Source organism: Aurantimonas manganoxydans SI85-9A1, assembly GCF_000153465.1.
Taxonomy (GTDB): Bacteria; Pseudomonadota; Alphaproteobacteria; order Rhizobiales; family Rhizobiaceae; genus Aurantimonas; species Aurantimonas manganoxydans.
Genome location: NZ_CH672387.1, coordinates 2007693 through 2023882, shown reverse-complemented (window position 1 = coordinate 2023882; position 16190 = coordinate 2007693). Strand labels below are relative to the sequence as shown.

Annotated in this window: 18 protein-coding genes; 14 read left to right on the top strand and 4 right to left on the bottom strand. The window is 65.6% G+C overall.

What is annotated here, in order from left to right; genetic code table 11:
* Nucleotides 1–30 precede the first annotated feature (30 nt).
* Nucleotides 31–642, bottom strand: coding sequence for an SAM-dependent methyltransferase (locus tag SI859A1_RS09545; RefSeq protein WP_009209580.1), 612 nt, complete (start codon nt 640–642; stop codon nt 31–33).
* A gap of 56 nt (nt 643–698) precedes the next feature.
* Between SI859A1_RS09545 and SI859A1_RS09540 the strand changes: the two genes are divergently transcribed.
* From SI859A1_RS09540 to SI859A1_RS09520, 5 genes are all read left to right on the top strand, one after another.
* Nucleotides 699–1922, top strand: a complete 1224-nt coding sequence (locus SI859A1_RS09540) for an acyl-CoA dehydrogenase (protein ID WP_009209579.1) — start codon at nt 699–701, stop codon at nt 1920–1922.
* Nucleotides 1923–1951: 29 nt separating this feature from the next.
* Nucleotides 1952–2203 (top strand): Lrp/AsnC family transcriptional regulator, encoded by a 252-nt coding sequence (locus SI859A1_RS09535; protein ID WP_009209578.1) that lies wholly within the window; start codon nt 1952–1954, stop codon nt 2201–2203.
* Between the two features lie 281 nt (nt 2204–2484).
* Nucleotides 2485–3498: a DctP family TRAP transporter solute-binding subunit gene (locus tag SI859A1_RS09530; RefSeq protein WP_040325638.1), complete on the top strand. Its 1014-nt coding sequence runs from the start codon at nt 2485–2487 to the stop codon at nt 3496–3498.
* Between the two features lie 196 nt (nt 3499–3694).
* Nucleotides 3695–4375 carry a TRAP transporter small permease gene (locus tag SI859A1_RS09525; RefSeq protein WP_009209576.1) on the top strand — a complete coding sequence of 227 codons (681 nt, stop codon included), beginning with the start codon at nt 3695–3697 and terminating at the stop codon, nt 4373–4375.
* A 6-nt stretch (nt 4376–4381) separates the two neighbouring features.
* On the top strand, nt 4382–6007 hold the full coding sequence (locus SI859A1_RS09520) for a TRAP transporter large permease (protein ID WP_009209575.1): 1626 nt from the start codon (nt 4382–4384) through the stop codon (nt 6005–6007).
* A 128-nt stretch (nt 6008–6135) separates the two neighbouring features.
* On the opposite strand, the gene SI859A1_RS09515 is transcribed toward SI859A1_RS09520, so the two are convergent.
* Nucleotides 6136–6561, bottom strand: a complete 426-nt coding sequence (locus SI859A1_RS09515) for a MarR family winged helix-turn-helix transcriptional regulator (RefSeq protein WP_202797863.1) — start codon at nt 6559–6561, stop codon at nt 6136–6138.
* Between the two features lie 399 nt (nt 6562–6960).
* Between SI859A1_RS09515 and ectA the strand changes: the two genes are divergently transcribed.
* The 4 genes from ectA to SI859A1_RS09495 all read left to right on the top strand — a co-directional run bounded on the left by ectA (nt 6961) and on the right by SI859A1_RS09495 (nt 11001).
* On the top strand, nt 6961–7542 hold the full coding sequence (gene ectA, locus SI859A1_RS09510; protein WP_009209573.1) for a diaminobutyrate acetyltransferase: 582 nt from the start codon (nt 6961–6963) through the stop codon (nt 7540–7542).
* Nucleotides 7543–7642: 100 nt separating this feature from the next.
* Nucleotides 7643–8944, top strand: coding sequence for a diaminobutyrate--2-oxoglutarate transaminase (ectB, locus tag SI859A1_RS09505; RefSeq protein WP_009209572.1), 1302 nt, complete (start codon nt 7643–7645; stop codon nt 8942–8944).
* Nucleotides 8945–8989: 45 nt separating this feature from the next.
* Nucleotides 8990–9382, top strand: a complete 393-nt coding sequence (locus SI859A1_RS09500) for an ectoine synthase (protein WP_009209571.1) — start codon at nt 8990–8992, stop codon at nt 9380–9382.
* Nucleotides 9383–9534: 152 nt separating this feature from the next.
* Entirely contained in the window at nt 9535–11001 is a 1467-nt protein-coding gene (locus tag SI859A1_RS09495) for an aspartate kinase (protein WP_040325637.1), read from the top strand.
* A 155-nt stretch (nt 11002–11156) separates the two neighbouring features.
* On the opposite strand, the gene SI859A1_RS09490 is transcribed toward SI859A1_RS09495, so the two are convergent.
* On the bottom strand, nt 11157–12380 hold the full coding sequence (locus tag SI859A1_RS09490; protein ID WP_009209569.1) for a PQQ-dependent sugar dehydrogenase: 1224 nt from the start codon (nt 12378–12380) through the stop codon (nt 11157–11159).
* A 187-nt stretch (nt 12381–12567) separates the two neighbouring features.
* Nucleotides 12568–12879: an ArsR/SmtB family transcription factor gene (locus SI859A1_RS09485; RefSeq protein WP_040325635.1), complete on the bottom strand. Its 312-nt coding sequence runs from the start codon at nt 12877–12879 to the stop codon at nt 12568–12570.
* Between the two features lie 180 nt (nt 12880–13059).
* On the opposite strand from SI859A1_RS09485, the gene SI859A1_RS09480 reads away from it, so the two are divergent.
* From SI859A1_RS09480 to SI859A1_RS09460, 5 genes are all read left to right on the top strand, one after another.
* Nucleotides 13060–13953 (top strand): MBL fold metallo-hydrolase, encoded by an 894-nt coding sequence (locus SI859A1_RS09480; protein ID WP_009209567.1) that lies wholly within the window; start codon nt 13060–13062, stop codon nt 13951–13953.
* 11 nt (nt 13954–13964) lie between these two features.
* Nucleotides 13965–14342 (top strand): rhodanese-like domain-containing protein, encoded by a 378-nt coding sequence (locus SI859A1_RS09475; protein ID WP_040325634.1) that lies wholly within the window; start codon nt 13965–13967, stop codon nt 14340–14342.
* Between the two features lie 103 nt (nt 14343–14445).
* Nucleotides 14446–15234: a sulfite exporter TauE/SafE family protein gene (locus SI859A1_RS09470; protein ID WP_040325633.1), complete on the top strand. Its 789-nt coding sequence runs from the start codon at nt 14446–14448 to the stop codon at nt 15232–15234.
* 43 nt (nt 15235–15277) lie between these two features.
* Nucleotides 15278–15712 (top strand): YeeE/YedE family protein, encoded by a 435-nt coding sequence (locus SI859A1_RS09465; RefSeq protein WP_009209564.1) that lies wholly within the window; start codon nt 15278–15280, stop codon nt 15710–15712.
* An 11-nt stretch (nt 15713–15723) separates the two neighbouring features.
* Nucleotides 15724–16149, top strand: a complete 426-nt coding sequence (locus SI859A1_RS09460; protein WP_040325632.1) for a DUF6691 family protein — start codon at nt 15724–15726, stop codon at nt 16147–16149.
* Nucleotides 16150–16190 lie beyond the last annotated feature (41 nt).

Sequence of the window (16190 nt, the reverse complement as noted above, 5' to 3'; positions counted from 1 at the left end):
GCATCGGACAGGATGATGATGCCGGGTTTGTCATTGCGCGGTCTCCCGGCGCTGGATGACCGCGTCCCGAATGCCGGGCTCGGCACCGCGATAGCCGAGGATCATCGAAAAATAGGGGGCGTCGCCGGTTACGTCGGCCAGCGGCATGATGCGCTCCTCGGGCAGGGTCACGCGCTCGCAATAGGCGCAGGCGTCGGTCAGGTTCATTGCACCGAGCAGCGCCTTCACGCGGCCGAAATGCCGCCCGAGCTTCATGATGGCAAAGGCGTCGGATGCTTCGATCCGCTGGCGCAGGGCGTCGTCGTCGAGGGGCCCGGGGATCACCGTCAGGATGTCGTTGCGGGCGGCCAGCGGGCGGTGCGAGGCGGCGGTGGCGGCCATCACCGAGGAGACGCCGGGCACGATCTCGACCGGAAAGCGGCCCGACAGGCGCTCGAAGAGATACATGAAGGAGCCGTAGAAGAACGGATCGCCCTCGCAGAATACCGCCACGTCCTGGCCGGCGGCCAGCCGGTCGCCGATCCTTGCCGCGGCCTCGTCGTAGATGGCGGCCCCCAATGCATGCTCGCCGGTGGCGCCGGGCGATAGAACGGATCGCGAGTGCGCGCTGTATCCGGGATCCAGATTCGGCGCGCCGCCCATTTCAGCGGCCGTCCGATGCCCGGCCCGGCCGCCATCCGTTCGAGAGGAACCCCGCCATGTCCAACGCTTCGGCCGCCGCGCCTTCGCCGTCTGCGTCCCCCTCCGCCGGTTTCGACTGGGCCGATCCGTTCCGGCTCGAGGACCAGCTCTCCGAGGACGAGCGGCTGATCTTCGAGACCGCCCGCTCCTATGCCGAGGAGAAGCTGCGGCCGCGCATCGTCGAGGCCTATCGCAACGAGACCACCGACCGGGCGATCTTCAACGAGATGGGCGAGCTCGGCCTGCTCGGCCTGACGCTGCCCGAGGATTATGGCTGCGCCGGCGCCTCCTATGTTTCCTACGGCCTCGTTGCTCGTGCCGTCGAGGCGGTGGATTCGGGCTATCGCTCGATGATGAGCGTCCAGTCCTCTTTGGTGATGTATCCGATCTTCGCCTATGGCGACGAGGCCCAGCGCCGAAAGTACCTGCCCAGGCTCGCCACCGGTGAATATGTCGGCTGCTTCGGCCTGACCGAGCCCGATGCCGGCTCCGATCCCGGCGGCATGACCACACGGGCCGAGAAGATCGATGGCGGCTACCGCCTGTCGGGCGCCAAGATTTGGATCTCCAACTCGCCCATCGCCGACGTCTTCGTCGTCTGGGCGAAGTCCGCCGCCCACGACAACAAGATCCGCGGCTTCATTCTCGACAAGGGCATGAAGGGCCTGTCGGCGCCCAAGATCGAGGGCAAGCTGTCCTTGCGCGCCTCGATCACCGGCGAGATCGTCATGGACGGCGTCGAGGTGGGCGAAGACGCGCTGCTGCCGAACGTCTCCGGGCTCGGCGGCCCCTTCGGCTGCCTTAACCGGGCCCGCTACGGCATTTCCTGGGGCGCCATGGGGGCGGCCGAGGATTGCTGGAAGCGGGCGCGCGACTACACGATGGAGCGCACCCAGTTCGGCCGCCCGCTGGCCCAGACCCAGCTCATCCAGAAGAAGCTCGCCGACATGCAGACCGAGATCGCGCTGGGCCTGCAGGGCTCGCTCCGGGTCGGCCGCCTGTTCGACGAGGGTGCCATGGCGCCCGAGATGATCAGCCTGGTCAAGCGCAACAATTGCGGCAAGGCGCTGGACATCGCCCGCACCGCCCGCGACATGCATGGCGGCAACGGCATCATGGGCGAATACCACGTCATGCGCCACGCCCAGAACCTGGAGACCGTCAACACCTACGAGGGCACGCACGACGTCCATGCGCTGATCCTCGGCAAGGCCCAGACCGGCCTCCAGGCCTTCTTCTGAGCCGCGACAGCAACCGCCGGAGACAAGCGATGCAGACCATCTTCGTCCAGTTCAAGTGCCGGCCGGGCGCCGCCTATACAGTCGCCAACGATCTCCAGGAATCGGTCGAGGAAATGTCGGAGGTCTATTCGACCTCCGGCCATTACGACCTGATCGCCAAGTTCTATCTCGATGACGGGCGTGATCTCGGACATTTCGTCACGGAGAAGCTGCAGGTGCTGGACGGCGTCGCCGACACCTTCACCACAGTGGCCTTCAAGGCGTTCGGCTCCGCCGGCTAGGCGTTTTCGCGCCTGCCGGCGCAGCTCTGCCCTGCAATCCAGGGGTGCTACCATGGCCGTGCTTGCCAAGCCCGGTCCCATTTGCTTCCCTCTGTCCATTGCAACGGTGGGAGGCCGTTGCCGGGAGACACACGCTGCCTCGGCCAGCGTCGCGACGCGGCGGCCGGGCTACGCGATCCGGCCGAATTCCCACCCGACTTGCGACAATGGATGCGTGCCGCCTGGCGGTCGCATCGCTCGTTACACACGGGTCCGATCTGGACCACACCGGAGTTTCCACGATGAAGAATCTGCTTCTGGGCGCCGTCTCCTCCCTCGCTCTCGGCCTGACGGCCTCCGCCGCCATGGCGCAGTCGGCAGGCTGCGACGATGGCGAAATGGTCATCAAGTTCGCGCATGTCGTTGCCGCGACCGGTCATCCCAAGGGTGATGCCGCCACGCTGCTGGCCAAACGCGTCAACGAGGAGATGAACGGCACCGCTTGCATGGAGGTCTTCCCGAACTCCACCCTGTTCGATGACGACAAGGTGCTGGAAGCCTTGCTGCTCGGCGACGTGCAGCTTGCCGCGCCGTCGCTGTCGAAATTCGAGGCCTACACCAAGAAGTACCGCCTCTACGATCTGCCGTTCCTGTTCTCCGATCTGTCGGCCGTCCAGACCTTCAACAACTCCGACACCGGCAAGGAACTGCTGACAGTCATGGAAGACGTCGGCTATACCGGCCTCGGCTACTGGCTGTCGGGCATGAAGCAGTTCTCGGCCAACAAGCCGCTGGAAGTGCCGAGCGACGCCAACGGCCTGAAGTTCCGCATCCAGACCTCCGACGTCGCCGAGGCGATGATCAGTGCCATGGGCGCCTCGGCCCAGAAGCTCGCCTTCTCGGAAGTCTATCAGGCGCTGCAGACCGGCGTCGTGGACGGTCAGGAGAACTCCTGGTCGAACATCTACACCCAGAAGTTCTTCGAGGTGCAGGACGGCATCACCGAGACCAACCACGCCGCCCTCGCCTATCTGCTCGTCACCTCCACCGAATGGCTGGACGGCCTGGAGCCGGAGGTTCGCGACCAGTTCCTGACCATCGTCAACGAGACGACCAAGGCCGCCAACGACGCCGTCGCCGACACCGAGGCGAAGAACCGTCAGAACATCCTCGACAGCGGCTCCACCATCCGCGAGCTCTCGGACGAGCAGCGCGAGCAGTGGGTCTCGACCATGAAGCCGGTCTGGGATCGCTTCCGCGACGACGTCGGCCAGGACGTGATCGACGCCGCGCAGGCGTCCAACCCGGCCAACTGATCGCCTAACGAACGACCGGGCGCCCGTCGGCGTCCGGTCGCCACCTGCAGGCCCGGCTGACGCCCGGGATATCCAGGCGCCCACGCAATAATGCAGGGTATCGACGGCGGCTCTCTTCCCCTTTGCGGTCCGATATAGTAGCCGCCACCGTCGACTGGACAGCATGGCCGAGATCGGCCGTTTCGGGAGGAGATCCATGAGCGCGTACTGGCCGTTTCTCGCCATTCTGGCGCTCATCGTCCTCCTGTTCTTCGTCGAACGGCGCTGGCCCGACCGGGTCACCCGCATCGAGGAAAACATTCTCGCCACCATCCTCGCGGCGATCACCCTCGTCTCCTTCTCGCAGGTCGTCGCCCGCTACGGCTTCAACAGCGGCTGGACCGGCGCGCTGGAGCTGACCCGCATCCTGTTTGCCTGGATGATCCTGTTCGGCATGAGCTACGGCCTGAAGCAGGGCATCCATCTCGGCGTCGACGCACTGATCCGCACCTTCCCCAAGCCGCTGTTCCGCGCCGTGGCACTGTTCGGCGCCTTCTGCACCGCGCTCTACGCGATCATGCTGCTGTCGGCCGACTGGCTGTCGGTCTTCGGCGCCAATTCGTCCGGCGGAGCGATCTTCTACTGGAAGCGCTTCTTCGACATCGGTCTCGGCCTCGACGATCTTCGCTATCCGGTCTTCATCCAGGAAGCCTTCGGCATGCAGGAGCGGGTGCAGCGCTGGATCGCCTATCTGATCCTGCCGATCGGCCTCGCCCTTCTGGCCTTCCGCGCCCTGCAAGGGCTGGTGATGATCTGGAACGGTGAGCGTGAACTGATCATCGCCGGGCACGAGGCGGAAGACCTCGTGGCGGAAAACAAAGACCTCCTGAAGGACTGACGACGGATGGAAACCACCCTTCTCTTCATCCTCGTCCTGAGCCTGCTGTTCCTCGGCGTGCCGGTCGCAATCTCGCTCGGCCTGTCGTCGGTGATCCTGATCGCCTTCTTCTCGACGGACTCCATGTCCTCCGTCGCGTTGCAGCTCTTCACCGCGTCCCAGAACTACACCTTGCTGGCGATCCCGTTCTTCATCCTGGCCTCGGCCTTCATGTCGACCGGCGGCGTCGCGCGGCGCCTGATCAACTTCGCCATCGCCACGGTGGGTCATTTTCGCGGCGGCCTCGCCATGGCCTCGGTGCTGGCCTGCATGCTGTTCGCGGCACTGTCGGGCTCGTCCCCGGCGACCGTGGTGGCGATCGGCACCATCGCCATCGCCGGCATGCAGAAGGTCGGCTACAGCAAGGACTTCGCCGCCGGCATCATCGCCAATGCCGGTACGCTCGGCATCCTGATCCCGCCCTCGATCGTCATGGTGGTCTATTCGGCCGCCACCGACGTCTCGGTCGGCCGCATGTTCCTGGCCGGTGTCATTCCCGGCGCCGTCGCCGGGCTGATGCTGATGATCGCCATCTACGTCATGGCGCGGATCAAGAACCTGCCGGCCGAGCCCTGGCACGGCTTCGGCAACATCATCCATCACGGCAAGGATGCCGGCTGGGGCCTGTTCCTGATCGTCATCATCCTGGGCGGCATCTATGGCGGTGTCTTCACGCCGACCGAGGCGGCCGCCGTCGCCGCCGTCTACGCCTTTTTCGTCGCGATCTTCGTCTATCGCGACATGGGCCCGATGAAGGGCATTCCCTGGGTGCTGCCGACCGACAGCCGCAAGGCCCGCGTCGGCTTCTCGGGACTGGTCTACGGCGTCGCCTTCTTCTTCGTCTGGATGATTCTGTCGTTCTTCGCCACCGACGCGCCTGGCGGGGCCTCGATGAGCTTCGCCGAGCGTGCCACGGTCGGCGGCATCATCTCGCTGATCCTCGTTATCGCCTACACGCTGTGGCGGGGCGAGCGGACCGGCGTGATGGGCGTCATCGGCCATCTGGGCGCCGGCCTGCCGGTCTGGGGCCGCAATCTCGCGCTCTCGTTCCGCAATGTCGGCCGTGCCTTCTTCAACGAGGACACGCGCAAGGTCATGGTGGAGGCGTCGCGCACCACGGTGATGCTGATGTTCATCATCGTCAACGCGCTGCTCTTCGCCCATGTCCTGACCGCCGAGCGCATTCCGCAGGCGATCACCGACCTGATGCTGGGTGCCGGCTTCGACTGGTTCACCTTCCTGATCGCCGTGAACATCCTGCTGCTGATCGGCGGACAGTTCATGGAGCCGTCGGGCCTCCTGCTGATCGTCGCGCCGGTCGTGTTCCCGATCGCCATGGAGCTCGGCGTCGACCCGGTGCATCTCGGCATCATCATGGTGGTGAATATGGAGATCGGCATGATCACGCCGCCGATCGGGCTCAACCTGTTCGTGACGTCCGGCATCACCGGCATGAGCCTCGTCCAGGTGGTGAAGGCCGCACTGCCCTTCGTGGGCGTGTTGTTCCTGTTCCTGATCCTGGTGACCTACGTGCCGGCGCTCTCGACCTTCCTGCCCTACAGCCTGATGGGCCCGGAAATCGTCACGCGCTGACGACGGAACAGCCGAGCCGACACGTCGGCTCGGCGACGACCGGAACGAAAAAGGGCGACCCCAGTGGTCGCCCTTTTGATTGAACGTCGTCACAGCCGCAAATCAGATGGCAGTCGGCTACCGCGCGGCTACGGCCGAGGCGTCGCGATCTCGCCGAATTCGAGCACCGGACCGGCGTCGATGCGCTCGGCGTTCAGGAGCCCCGCGATCCGCTCGAGGCTGGCGACCACCATCGCCTGCTCCCAGTCCTTCATGCGGTCGAACTCGCTCTGGAAGCTGACCTGGAGATCGGGCGGCATGCTGGCCAGCATGGCGTGGCCTTCTTCCGTCAGGTCGATCCAGATATGCCGCCGGTCGCTTTCGCCGCGGCGGCGCTGTACCAGCTTGCGCTCGACCAGCCGGTCAATCAGCGTGGTCACCGTGGCCTGTGTCAGGCCGATCTGCGCCGCGATGGCGCTGGGCGTCATCTCGCCCTGGCTAAGGATCCGCAGCACCGTCAGTTGCGAACTGGTCAGGCCGGTTTCCTTGGCCAGCCGCCGCGCACTGAATTCCATGGCGCGAATGATCCGCCTGAGGGCGATCAATGCCTGCCGTCCCCGATCCTCCATGTTCCGCTTTACCCCGATGAGATCGTCCGCGAGGCCCTTTGCCTCTGCCGCATCCTGACGGCGGGGCCATATAAGCGAGGGATCCTTCGACGATCAAACCGATTCTTTGGGGTCGGGGCAGAAATCATTTGACCAGCAAATGACCTCCGACCGCCCATTCCGTCATCAATATTTTTTCCGAGCCCTGTCGGAAGATGCTCAAACCACTGATATACCGCGATGAACCCTCGATGTGGCGGGTGCCGAATCCCCGCGCATCTCGCCCGCGAGCGCACCGCGGCGGTTGACTATCGCTTCGACCGTATAAATATTCCGCCTCAACGAAATAACGCACGAGGCGCGTCCATGCAGAAGTCCGATAAAGGTCACCGTCCCCAATTGGCCAGCGTTTCTAGCCCTTTGACGTTCCGCCATCCCGTCCGTGAGGATGGACAGGCGGTGCACGACCTGATCGACTCCTGCGAGGCGCTGGACGACAATTCGCTGTACTGCAACTTCCTGCAGTGCACCCATTTCGCCAGCACCTGCATGCTGGCGGAGCTGGACGGCGAGATCGTCGGCTGGGTGTCCGCCTACCGTCCGCCGGAAGAGCCGGAAGCCCTGTTCGTCTGGCAGGTTGCCGTGGCTGAAGCAGCCCGTGGTCGCCGTCTGGCGCGCCGCCTGATCGCGAACCTGCTCACCAGCGAATCCTGCGAGGGTGTCGAGCGCCTGAAGACGACGATCACGCCGGACAACACTTCGTCCTGGCGCATGTTCGAGGGCGTGGCCGACGAGTTCGACGCCAAGATCACCGACAAGGTCTGGCTGTGCGGCGACGAGCACTTCGCGGGCGATCACGACAGCGAGCACATGCTGACCATCGCGCCGATCGATGCGAGCGCCACCGAGACCGACGACATGCCGGAACAGACGGCACAGGCTGCCTGACAGCCAGCCCCGCAGCAGACTGCGGGCGCGACCGGAACCTGGATAGAACGTTGATGCCCGCCGTGCCGCGGGCTCCGTTCGTAACAACACGGATTGACACATGCTGAACCACACCGAAACGCCCGCCACGACGGGCGCCGCCACCTTTGCACGCCTCGAATCCGAGGTTCGCAGCTATTGCCGCAGCTTCCCGACGGTCTTCAAGAAGGCGCAGAACGCCACGCTGACCGACATCGAGGGCCGCGAATATATCGACTTCCTCGCCGGCTGCGCGTCGCTGAACTACGGCCACAACGACCCGGATATGAAGTCGGCGCTGGTCGACTACATCATGTCGGACGGCGTGACCCACGGCCTGGACATGTTCACCGAAGCCAAGGAAGCCTTCCTGATCTCGTTCAGCGAGCGCATCCTGAAGCCGCGCGGCATGGACCATCGCATGATGTTCCAGGGCCCGACCGGCGCCAACGCCGTCGAGGCGGCCCTGAAGCTCGCCCGCAAGGCCACCGGCCGCGAGAACGTCATTGCCTTCACCAACGGCTATCACGGCGTCACCACGGGTGCCCTCGCCGCCACGGGCAACGGCTCGCAGCGGGCCGGCTCGCGCAGCCAGCTCACCGGCGTCACCCGCATGGCCTATGACGGCTTCCACGGCGAAGGCGTCGACAGCGCCCAGATGCTCGACGACATGCTTGGCGATACGTCGAGCGGTATCGACGCACCCGCCGCGATCCTCCTGGAGTGCATTCAGGGCGAAGGCGGCCTGAACGTTGCGTCGAAGGAGTTTCTGCAGCGCCTCAGCGCGATCGCCAAGAAGCATGGCGCGCTGCTGATCATCGACGACATCCAGGCCGGTTGCGGCCGCAGTGGCGACTTCTTCGCCTTCGAGTTTGCCGGCATCGAGCCGGACATCATCACCATGGCGAAATCGCTGTCGGGCTTCGGCCTGCCGATGTCGATGGTTCTGGTGAAGCCGGAATACGACGTCTTCACCCCGGCCGAGCACAACGGCACGTTCCGCGGCAACAACCATGCCTTCGTGACCGCCCGCGCCGCCCTGGAAAAGTTCTGGGCCGACGATGCCTTCGCCAAGGATATCCGCCGCAAGGCCGACTATCTGAACCAGCGCCTCGGGGCCATCGCCGAAAGCTACGGCTTCCGGGTCAAGGGTCGCGGCATGATGCGCGGCATCGACACCGGGTCCGGCGACAAGGCCGCCGAGATCTGTGCCGCCGCCTTCGAGCGCGGTCTGGTGATCGAGACCGCCGGTTCGTCCGACGAGATCGTCAAGGTGCTGGCACCGCTGACGATCTCCGATGAGACCTTCGCCCGTGGCCTCGATATCGTCGCTGAGGCCTTCGAGACCGTTCTTCGTGCGCCGGCGCGTGTCGCAGCCGAATAGGCTGCCGACGCCGCCCCGCACATTGCATCGAATTGGAGTATCCACATGATTGTCAGAGATCTCGCAGAAGCCCGCAAGACCGAACGCCTCGTCAAGTCGGAAGGCTGGGATTCCACCCGCCTTCTCCTGAAGTCCGACAATGTCGGCTTCTCGTTCCACATCACCACGCTCTACGCCGGTGGCGAGAACCACTTCCACTACAAGAACCACTATGAGTCGGTTTACGTGGTGTCCGGCGAAGGCACGATCGAGGACAAGGCGACCGGCGAGGTCCACGATCTGCGTCCGGGCGTGATGTACGTCCTCGACAAGCACGACCGGCACATCGTCCGGCCAACGACCGAGATGTCGGTGGCCTGCGTCTTCAATCCGCCGCTGAACGGCAAGGAAGTGCACGACGAGACCGGCGCCTACGCTCTCGAAGGCGAGGCGATCTAACACCTGCGATCCGGCGGCCTTGCGCCGCCCGATCCGTTCAGAGCCCTGCGCGCTGTTGCCAGCCGGCGCGGGGCCATAAGCCGAACCGCGATGTGGCCAAAAGCCCGTCCCACCCGGCACACGCATCCCAGGCATTGCCCGGAGAGAGACCCATGACCAACCATACAGTCGAGAAAATCGGCGGAACATCCATGCTTCGGCATGAGGAATTGCTGGAGAACGTCCTGATCGGCAGCCGCAAGGGTGACGATCTCTACAACCGGATTTTCGTCGTCTCCGCCTATGGCGGCATCACCGACAAGCTGCTCGAGCACAAGAAGACCGGCGAGCCGGGCGTGCACGCGCTGTTCGCCAGCACCGATTCCGAATGGGCCTGGGGCGACGCCCTCACCGGCGTCGGCCGCGACATGCAGGCGATCAACGCCAAGGTCCTCGACGACACCGGCGACCGCCGGGCGGCGGACGATTTCGTGCGTGAGCGGATCGAGGGGGTCCGCAGCTGCCTGATCGACTTGAGCCGTCTCTGCTCCTTCGGCCAGTTCCGTCTCGAAGAGCATCTGATGACCGTCCGCGAGATGGTCTCGGCGCTCGGCGAGGCCCATTCGGCAATGGTCACCGCGCTCCTCCTGCGCAACCGCGGGGTCAATGCCCGCTTCGTCGACCTGACGGGCTGGCGTGACGACAGCCAGCCGTCGCTCGACGAACGCATCTGCACCGCGCTCGAAGACGTCGACTTCGCCACCGAGATGCCGATCCTGCCGGGCTATGCCCAGTGCAAGGAGTCGCTGGTGAAGAGCCATGACCGCGGCTACACCGAGGTGACCTTCGCTCGCGTCGCGGCGCTGACCGAAGCGCGCGAGGCGGTGATCCACAAGGAGTTCCACCTCTGCAGTGCAGATCCGAAGACGGTCGGCCTCGACAAGGTCCGCGTCATCGGCCGGACCAATTACGACGTCGCCGACCAACTCTCCAACATGGGCATGGAGGCGATCCATCCCCGTGCGGCCAAGGGCCTGCGCCAGGCCGGCATCCCGCTGCGCGTCCGCAATGCCTTCCGGCCGCAGGATTCCGGCACGCTGATCCTCGACGAGCGCGGCGCGCCAAAGCCGCGGGTCGACATGATCGCCGGCCTGCGCGGCGTCTTCGCCCTGCAGTTCTTCGAGCAGGACATGGTCGGCGTGAAGGGTTACGACGCGGCGATCCTGGAAGTCTTGACGCGCCACAAGATGCGGATCGTCACCAAGACCTGCAACGCCAACACGATCACCCATTTCATCGACGGTTCGATGAAGTCGCTGAAGCGCGTCGAGCGCGATCTGGCCGAGCGCTTCCCGGCCTCGGAGATCGAGATCGAGCGCGTCGCCATCGTCTCGGTGATCGGCCGCAACCTGACCGCGCCGGGTCTGACCCTGCGCGCTCTGCAGGCCCTGTCGGAGGCGGGTATCGCGCCGCTCGGCATGCAGGATCTGACGCGCCGCGTCGACCTGCAGTTCGTTATCGACGACAAGGACTATGACGGCACGCTGCGCACGCTGCATGCCGCCCTGGTGGAGAGCGACATCGAGGCGATGGGGCAGGATGCCCCCGGCTCCGAAACCGGGCTGCGGGACGCCGCCTGACCGATCTGTCCGGCCGACAGCACGGCCGATGACATCACCAGACACGAAACGGGCCGCTCCCTTCGGAGGCGGCCCGTTTTGCATATGGCGATCCGTTCTGCATGGGACGGGACGAGGCACGCCGGCGTCCCGTTCCCTGTGGCAGTTGGCTTGCCTCAGCCGCCCTCGCCGGCAGTCAGCCGCAGGATCGAGCTGGAGCCGCCACCGCGTGTCTCGGTCACCGCGTAGACGGCGCCGTCCGGCCCCACCTTCACGTCCCGGATACGGGCGTCGAGCGGAACGCGTTCCTCGGTCACGACCTGGTCATCCTCGATCTGCAGCACGACGAGGCCTTGGCTCACCAGGCCGCCGATCAGGAGAGCGCCCTGCCATTCGGGGAATTCGTCGCCCTGATACTGCGCCATGCCGGATGGACCGATCACCGGGTCCCAGTAATAGACCGGCTGCTCCATGCCATCCTGAGCGGTGATGCCCTCGCCGATCGGGGCGCCGCTGTAGTCGATGCCGTAGGTGATGACCGGCCAGCCATAATTGACGCCCTGTTCCGGCCGGTTCAGTTCATCGCCGCCCTTCGGACCGTGCTCCACCGTCCAGAGCTGGCCCGCATCGTCGATCACCGCCGATTGCAGATTGCGGTGACCATAGGACCAGATTTCCGGCAGCGCGTCGGCCGCATCGACGAACGGGCTGCCGTCGGCGAGCGAGCCGTCCGGACGGATGCGGAACACCTTGCCGAGACCTGAGGTAACATCCTGCGCCTGATCGCGGATCGGCGTGTCGGAGCGCTCGCCGACGGTGACGAAGAGATCGCCATTCGGCGCGAAGGCGAGGCGCGAGCCGAAATGCTTGGTACCGGCATAGCCCGGCGTCTGCCGGAAGATCACGCGGACATTCTCGAGCGTGCCCGAACCCGCTTCGTCGGTGCGCAGTTCGGCCGCCGCCACGCTGGTGCCATTCACCCCGCCATCGCGTGGTTCGGAGAACGAGAAGAAGATCGTCCGGCTGTCGGCAAAGTCGGGCGCCAGCGCGATATCGAGAAGACCGCCCTGCCCGCGCGCATCGACGTCCGGCACGCCGGCCAATGCCTCACCGACTGCGCCGCCCGTGCCGATGATATGCATCGCACCGTCCTTGGCCGCGACGAGCATGCGGCCATCTGCCAGGAATTCCATCGACCACAGCTTCGGCAGATCGTCAGAGACGGTTTCCGTCGTCACCGCGACGTCGGTCGCTGGCTGGGGCGCCCTGGTCTGCCCCTCGAAGGCGGGCGACTGGTCAGCGCCATGCGGAGCGCCGGTCGCGACCGGAGGGCGCGTGGCAGCATCGCCGCTGGCGGACGAGCCGCCGCTTTGCGCCAGCGCCTGCCCCCCGGCGAGCATGGTGGTGGCGGCGAGAACGATTGCAAAATGGCGCATGAAAACCTCCGATCCTGGCGGGAGGCCGCGCTACCGCGGCCCGTTGCCTGTGGAACTGGACCTCTCGGCAAGGCCCGCAACCATCGCGATCGGCGAATGATATGAACGTGATGAGATCAGATCCGGCGCGCCGGTGACGTCGGCGTCGCCGTCAGCGCGCCTGGTCGAACTCGGGTGCGCAGAAGACGCGATACATCGCCTCCATGATCGCGCGGGTCTCTTCGTTCGCCAGCGAATAGAAGATCGTCTGGGCTTCCCGCCGCGTGGTGACGAGCCCGCCCGTGCGCAGCCGGGCCAGATGCTGCGACAGCGCAGACTGGCTCAGCCCCGCCTCCTGCCCAAGCGCCCCGACCGACGCCTCACCCTCGGCCAAACGGCACAGGATGCGCAGCCGATGCGGGTTCGCCATCAGCGACAGCATGGCAGCGACGTCCGCGGCCTTCTCGTCGAGCGCCAGGGCCATCGGTGAGCGCCCGTCTGTAATCTCAATATTAGACTTGTCTAATTTAGACATTGCACATATATACACCGTCAACGGCGAAACCCAAAGCGGTTTTCCGCATTTTAATTCGGTCGGGCGCGGCCCGTATGGCCAAAGCCCCGTGTCGCCGCCTGACCACAAGACGCTAGAGGAGACGTCCGCATGTTGACCCGACACAGCCCATCTCGCGGCGCAGGCTCCCCGGATATCTGGGGATTCTACGAAGAAGACACCGGCTCCGTTCAGTATGTCTGTGCCGATCCGGCGACGCGCAAGGCCGCGCTGGTCGATGTCGTGCTGAACTTCAATCCTGCCGAGGCCCGCACGTCGACCGAGAGCGCCGACGAGATCCTCGCCCATGTCGCACGGGAGGGCCTCGAGATCGAGTGGATCCTCGACACCCATCCCCACGCCGATCACATGATGGCCTCCGCCTATTTGAAGGAAAAGCTCGGCGCGCCGACCGCCATCGGCAGCAAGGTCATCGAGATCGCCGAGTTGTGGCGCGGCCTCTACAATCCGCCCGAGGCCTTCGACCCCGCCCGCGACTTTGATCGGCTCTGGAATGACGGCGATACGTTCACGATCGGCAACATCGACGTCCGCGTGATGCTGTCACCCGGTCATACGCTGGGCTCGATCACCTATGTCGTCGGTGACGCGGCCTTCGTCCACGACACGCTGATGTATCCCGACATGGGCTCGAGCCGCGCCGACTTCCCCGGTGGTTCGTCCCGCACGCTGTGGGCGAGCATCCGCGAGATCCTGTCGCTGCCCGGCGACACGCGCCTCTTCGTCGGCCACGATTATGGCACCGACTCCCGCGACGAGATCCAGTGGGAAGCGACGGTGGACGAGCACCGCCGCGACAACGCCCATGTCAGTGACGGCACGAGTGAAGCCGAGTTTGTCGAGACACGCGACGCACGTGATGCCACGCTCGATCTGCCCGACCGGATGCTGCACGCCCTGCAGGTCAATCTGCGCGGCGGGCGCCTGCCGCCGGCCGAGAGCGACGGCAACCATTATTTCAAGATTCCGGCCAACCGTTTCTGAGGAGCCCCGTGATGCACAAGACCATGCAGGACTATGTCGCCGACGCGAAGGCCGCCACCGGAACGATCGCGCCGACCGAGGCCCATGCCTCGGGCGGCGTGATCCTCGATGTGCGCGAGGCCCACGAACTGGCCGAGAGCGGTGAGGTCGCCGGCGCCGTTCATGTGCCGCGAGGATTCCTGGAGGCCAAGGCCGATCCGACGGCGCAGAGCGCCCATCGGCCGCTGACCAGGGCCCATGGAGGCAAGACGCCGGTCTACGTGCTCTGCGCGTCCGGCGCCCGCGCCGCGCTTGCCGCCAAGACGCTGACCGAGATGGGCTACGAGGCCAAGCCGATCGAGGGCGGGCTGAAGTCCTGGCGCGATTGCGGCCTGCCGCTCAAGGACTGAGCCACAGGCAGCCAGGTCCGCCGGACGGATGAGCGTCCAGCGGGCCCCACGATCACCGCCCGCCCGCGCCCGCGCGGCCCCCGCGCCCATCGAGCCCTTCGCCATGACCCTCACCCTCGTCCAGTATCTCCTCGGCGCCTTCTCCGGCTCGCTGGTCGGACTGTCGCTCGGGCTGTTCGGCGGTGGCGGGTCGATCCTCGCCGTACCCCTGATGGTTTATCTCGTCGGCGTGCCCGGCGCCCATATGGCGATCGGGACCAGCGCCTTTGCCGTGGCCGCCAACGCCGCCGGCAATCTCGTCACCCATGCCCGGCTCGGCCATGTGAAATGGCGCTGCGCGTTCGTCTACAGTGCGGCAGGCATTGTCGGGGCGCTCGCCGGATCGACCCTCGGCAAGCTGATCGATGGCGAGCAGTTGCTCTTCGCCTTCGCCCTTCTGATGATCGGGGTTGGCATCATGATGTTCCGGCATCGCGGCCATGGCGGCGATCACGACATCGAGTGCAACCGGCAGAACGCACCCAAGGTTGTCGGTTACGGCGCCGGGACGGGGGCGTTTTCCGGCTTCTTCGGGATCGGCGGCGGCTTCCTGATCGTACCGAGCCTTGTCGCGGCGACGGGCATGACGATGCTGAACGCCATCGGCACGTCACTTGTCGCGATCACCGCTTTCGGACTGACGACGGCGTTGAACTACGCCCTGTCCGGCTATGTCGACTGGCCGCTGGCGTTGGTCTTCATTGCGGGCGGCCTCGCCGGCGGTGTTGCTGGCGCCTACATCGCGCGCTGGCTGTCCGGCCGCAAAGGGGCGCTCGATATCGCCTTCGCCGGCCTCATCATGCTGGTCGCCATCTACATGCTGGTGAAGAGCGGACTGGCCTTTCTCGGCTGACCGCTTCCCGGTCCCCACACCACCCAACCTGAGGAGCCGATCCGTGCCGCTCGAGACCATCACCTCCTATACGCCCTTCGCGTCGCTCGCCGGCGGCGTCCTGATCGGCCTGTCCGCCGTGATGGTCATGGCCCTGTTCGGGCGCATCGCCGGCATTGCCGGGATCACCGCCGGGGCGCTTCCCGGTCGGCGGGACGACTGGATCTGGCGTCTGGCCTTCATTCTCGGCCTTGTCGCCGCACCGCTGCTCGTCTTCATGGTCAGCGGCGAACCCGTCGCCCAGACCGTGCCGTCGAGCCTTGTCGCCATGGGCATTGCCGGCCTCCTGGTCGGCTACGGCACTGTCACCGGTTCGGGCTGCACCAGCGGCCACGGCGTCTGCGGACTGGCCCGCCTGTCGGGCCGCTCGCTGGTCGCCGTCGCCACCTTCATGGCCTTCGCCGCCGGGACGGTCTTCGTCCTGCGTCACCTCGTTTGAAGAGGAACATCATGCGCCCTCTCTTCGGCTTTCTCGCAGGTCTGCTCTTCGGCGTCGGCCTCATCGTCGCAGGCATGTCCGACCCGGCCAAGGTCCTGAACTTCCTCGATCTCGCGGGCACCTGGGATCCGAGCCTCGCCTTCGTCATGGGTGGCGCCGCGCTGACGACCTTCATCGGCTACCGGATCGTCCTGCCGCGCGGCCACCCGTATCTTCTTTCGGAATTCCAGCTTCCGACCCGAAGCGAGATCGATCGCAATCTCGTCGTCGGAGCGGCGATCTTCGGCATCGGCTGGGGCATCGGCGGTTTCTGTCCGGGTCCGGCCTGGACCGCCTTGTTCCTCGGCGCGCCGGGAACGCTCGTTTTCCTGCCGATGATGCTGGCCGGCATGGTCATCGCGACGCTCGTCGCGAACCGGCAGAATGCCCGGCACTGAGGATGAGATTATAGCCGGCTACAAAAAGTCGGACCCGGCGA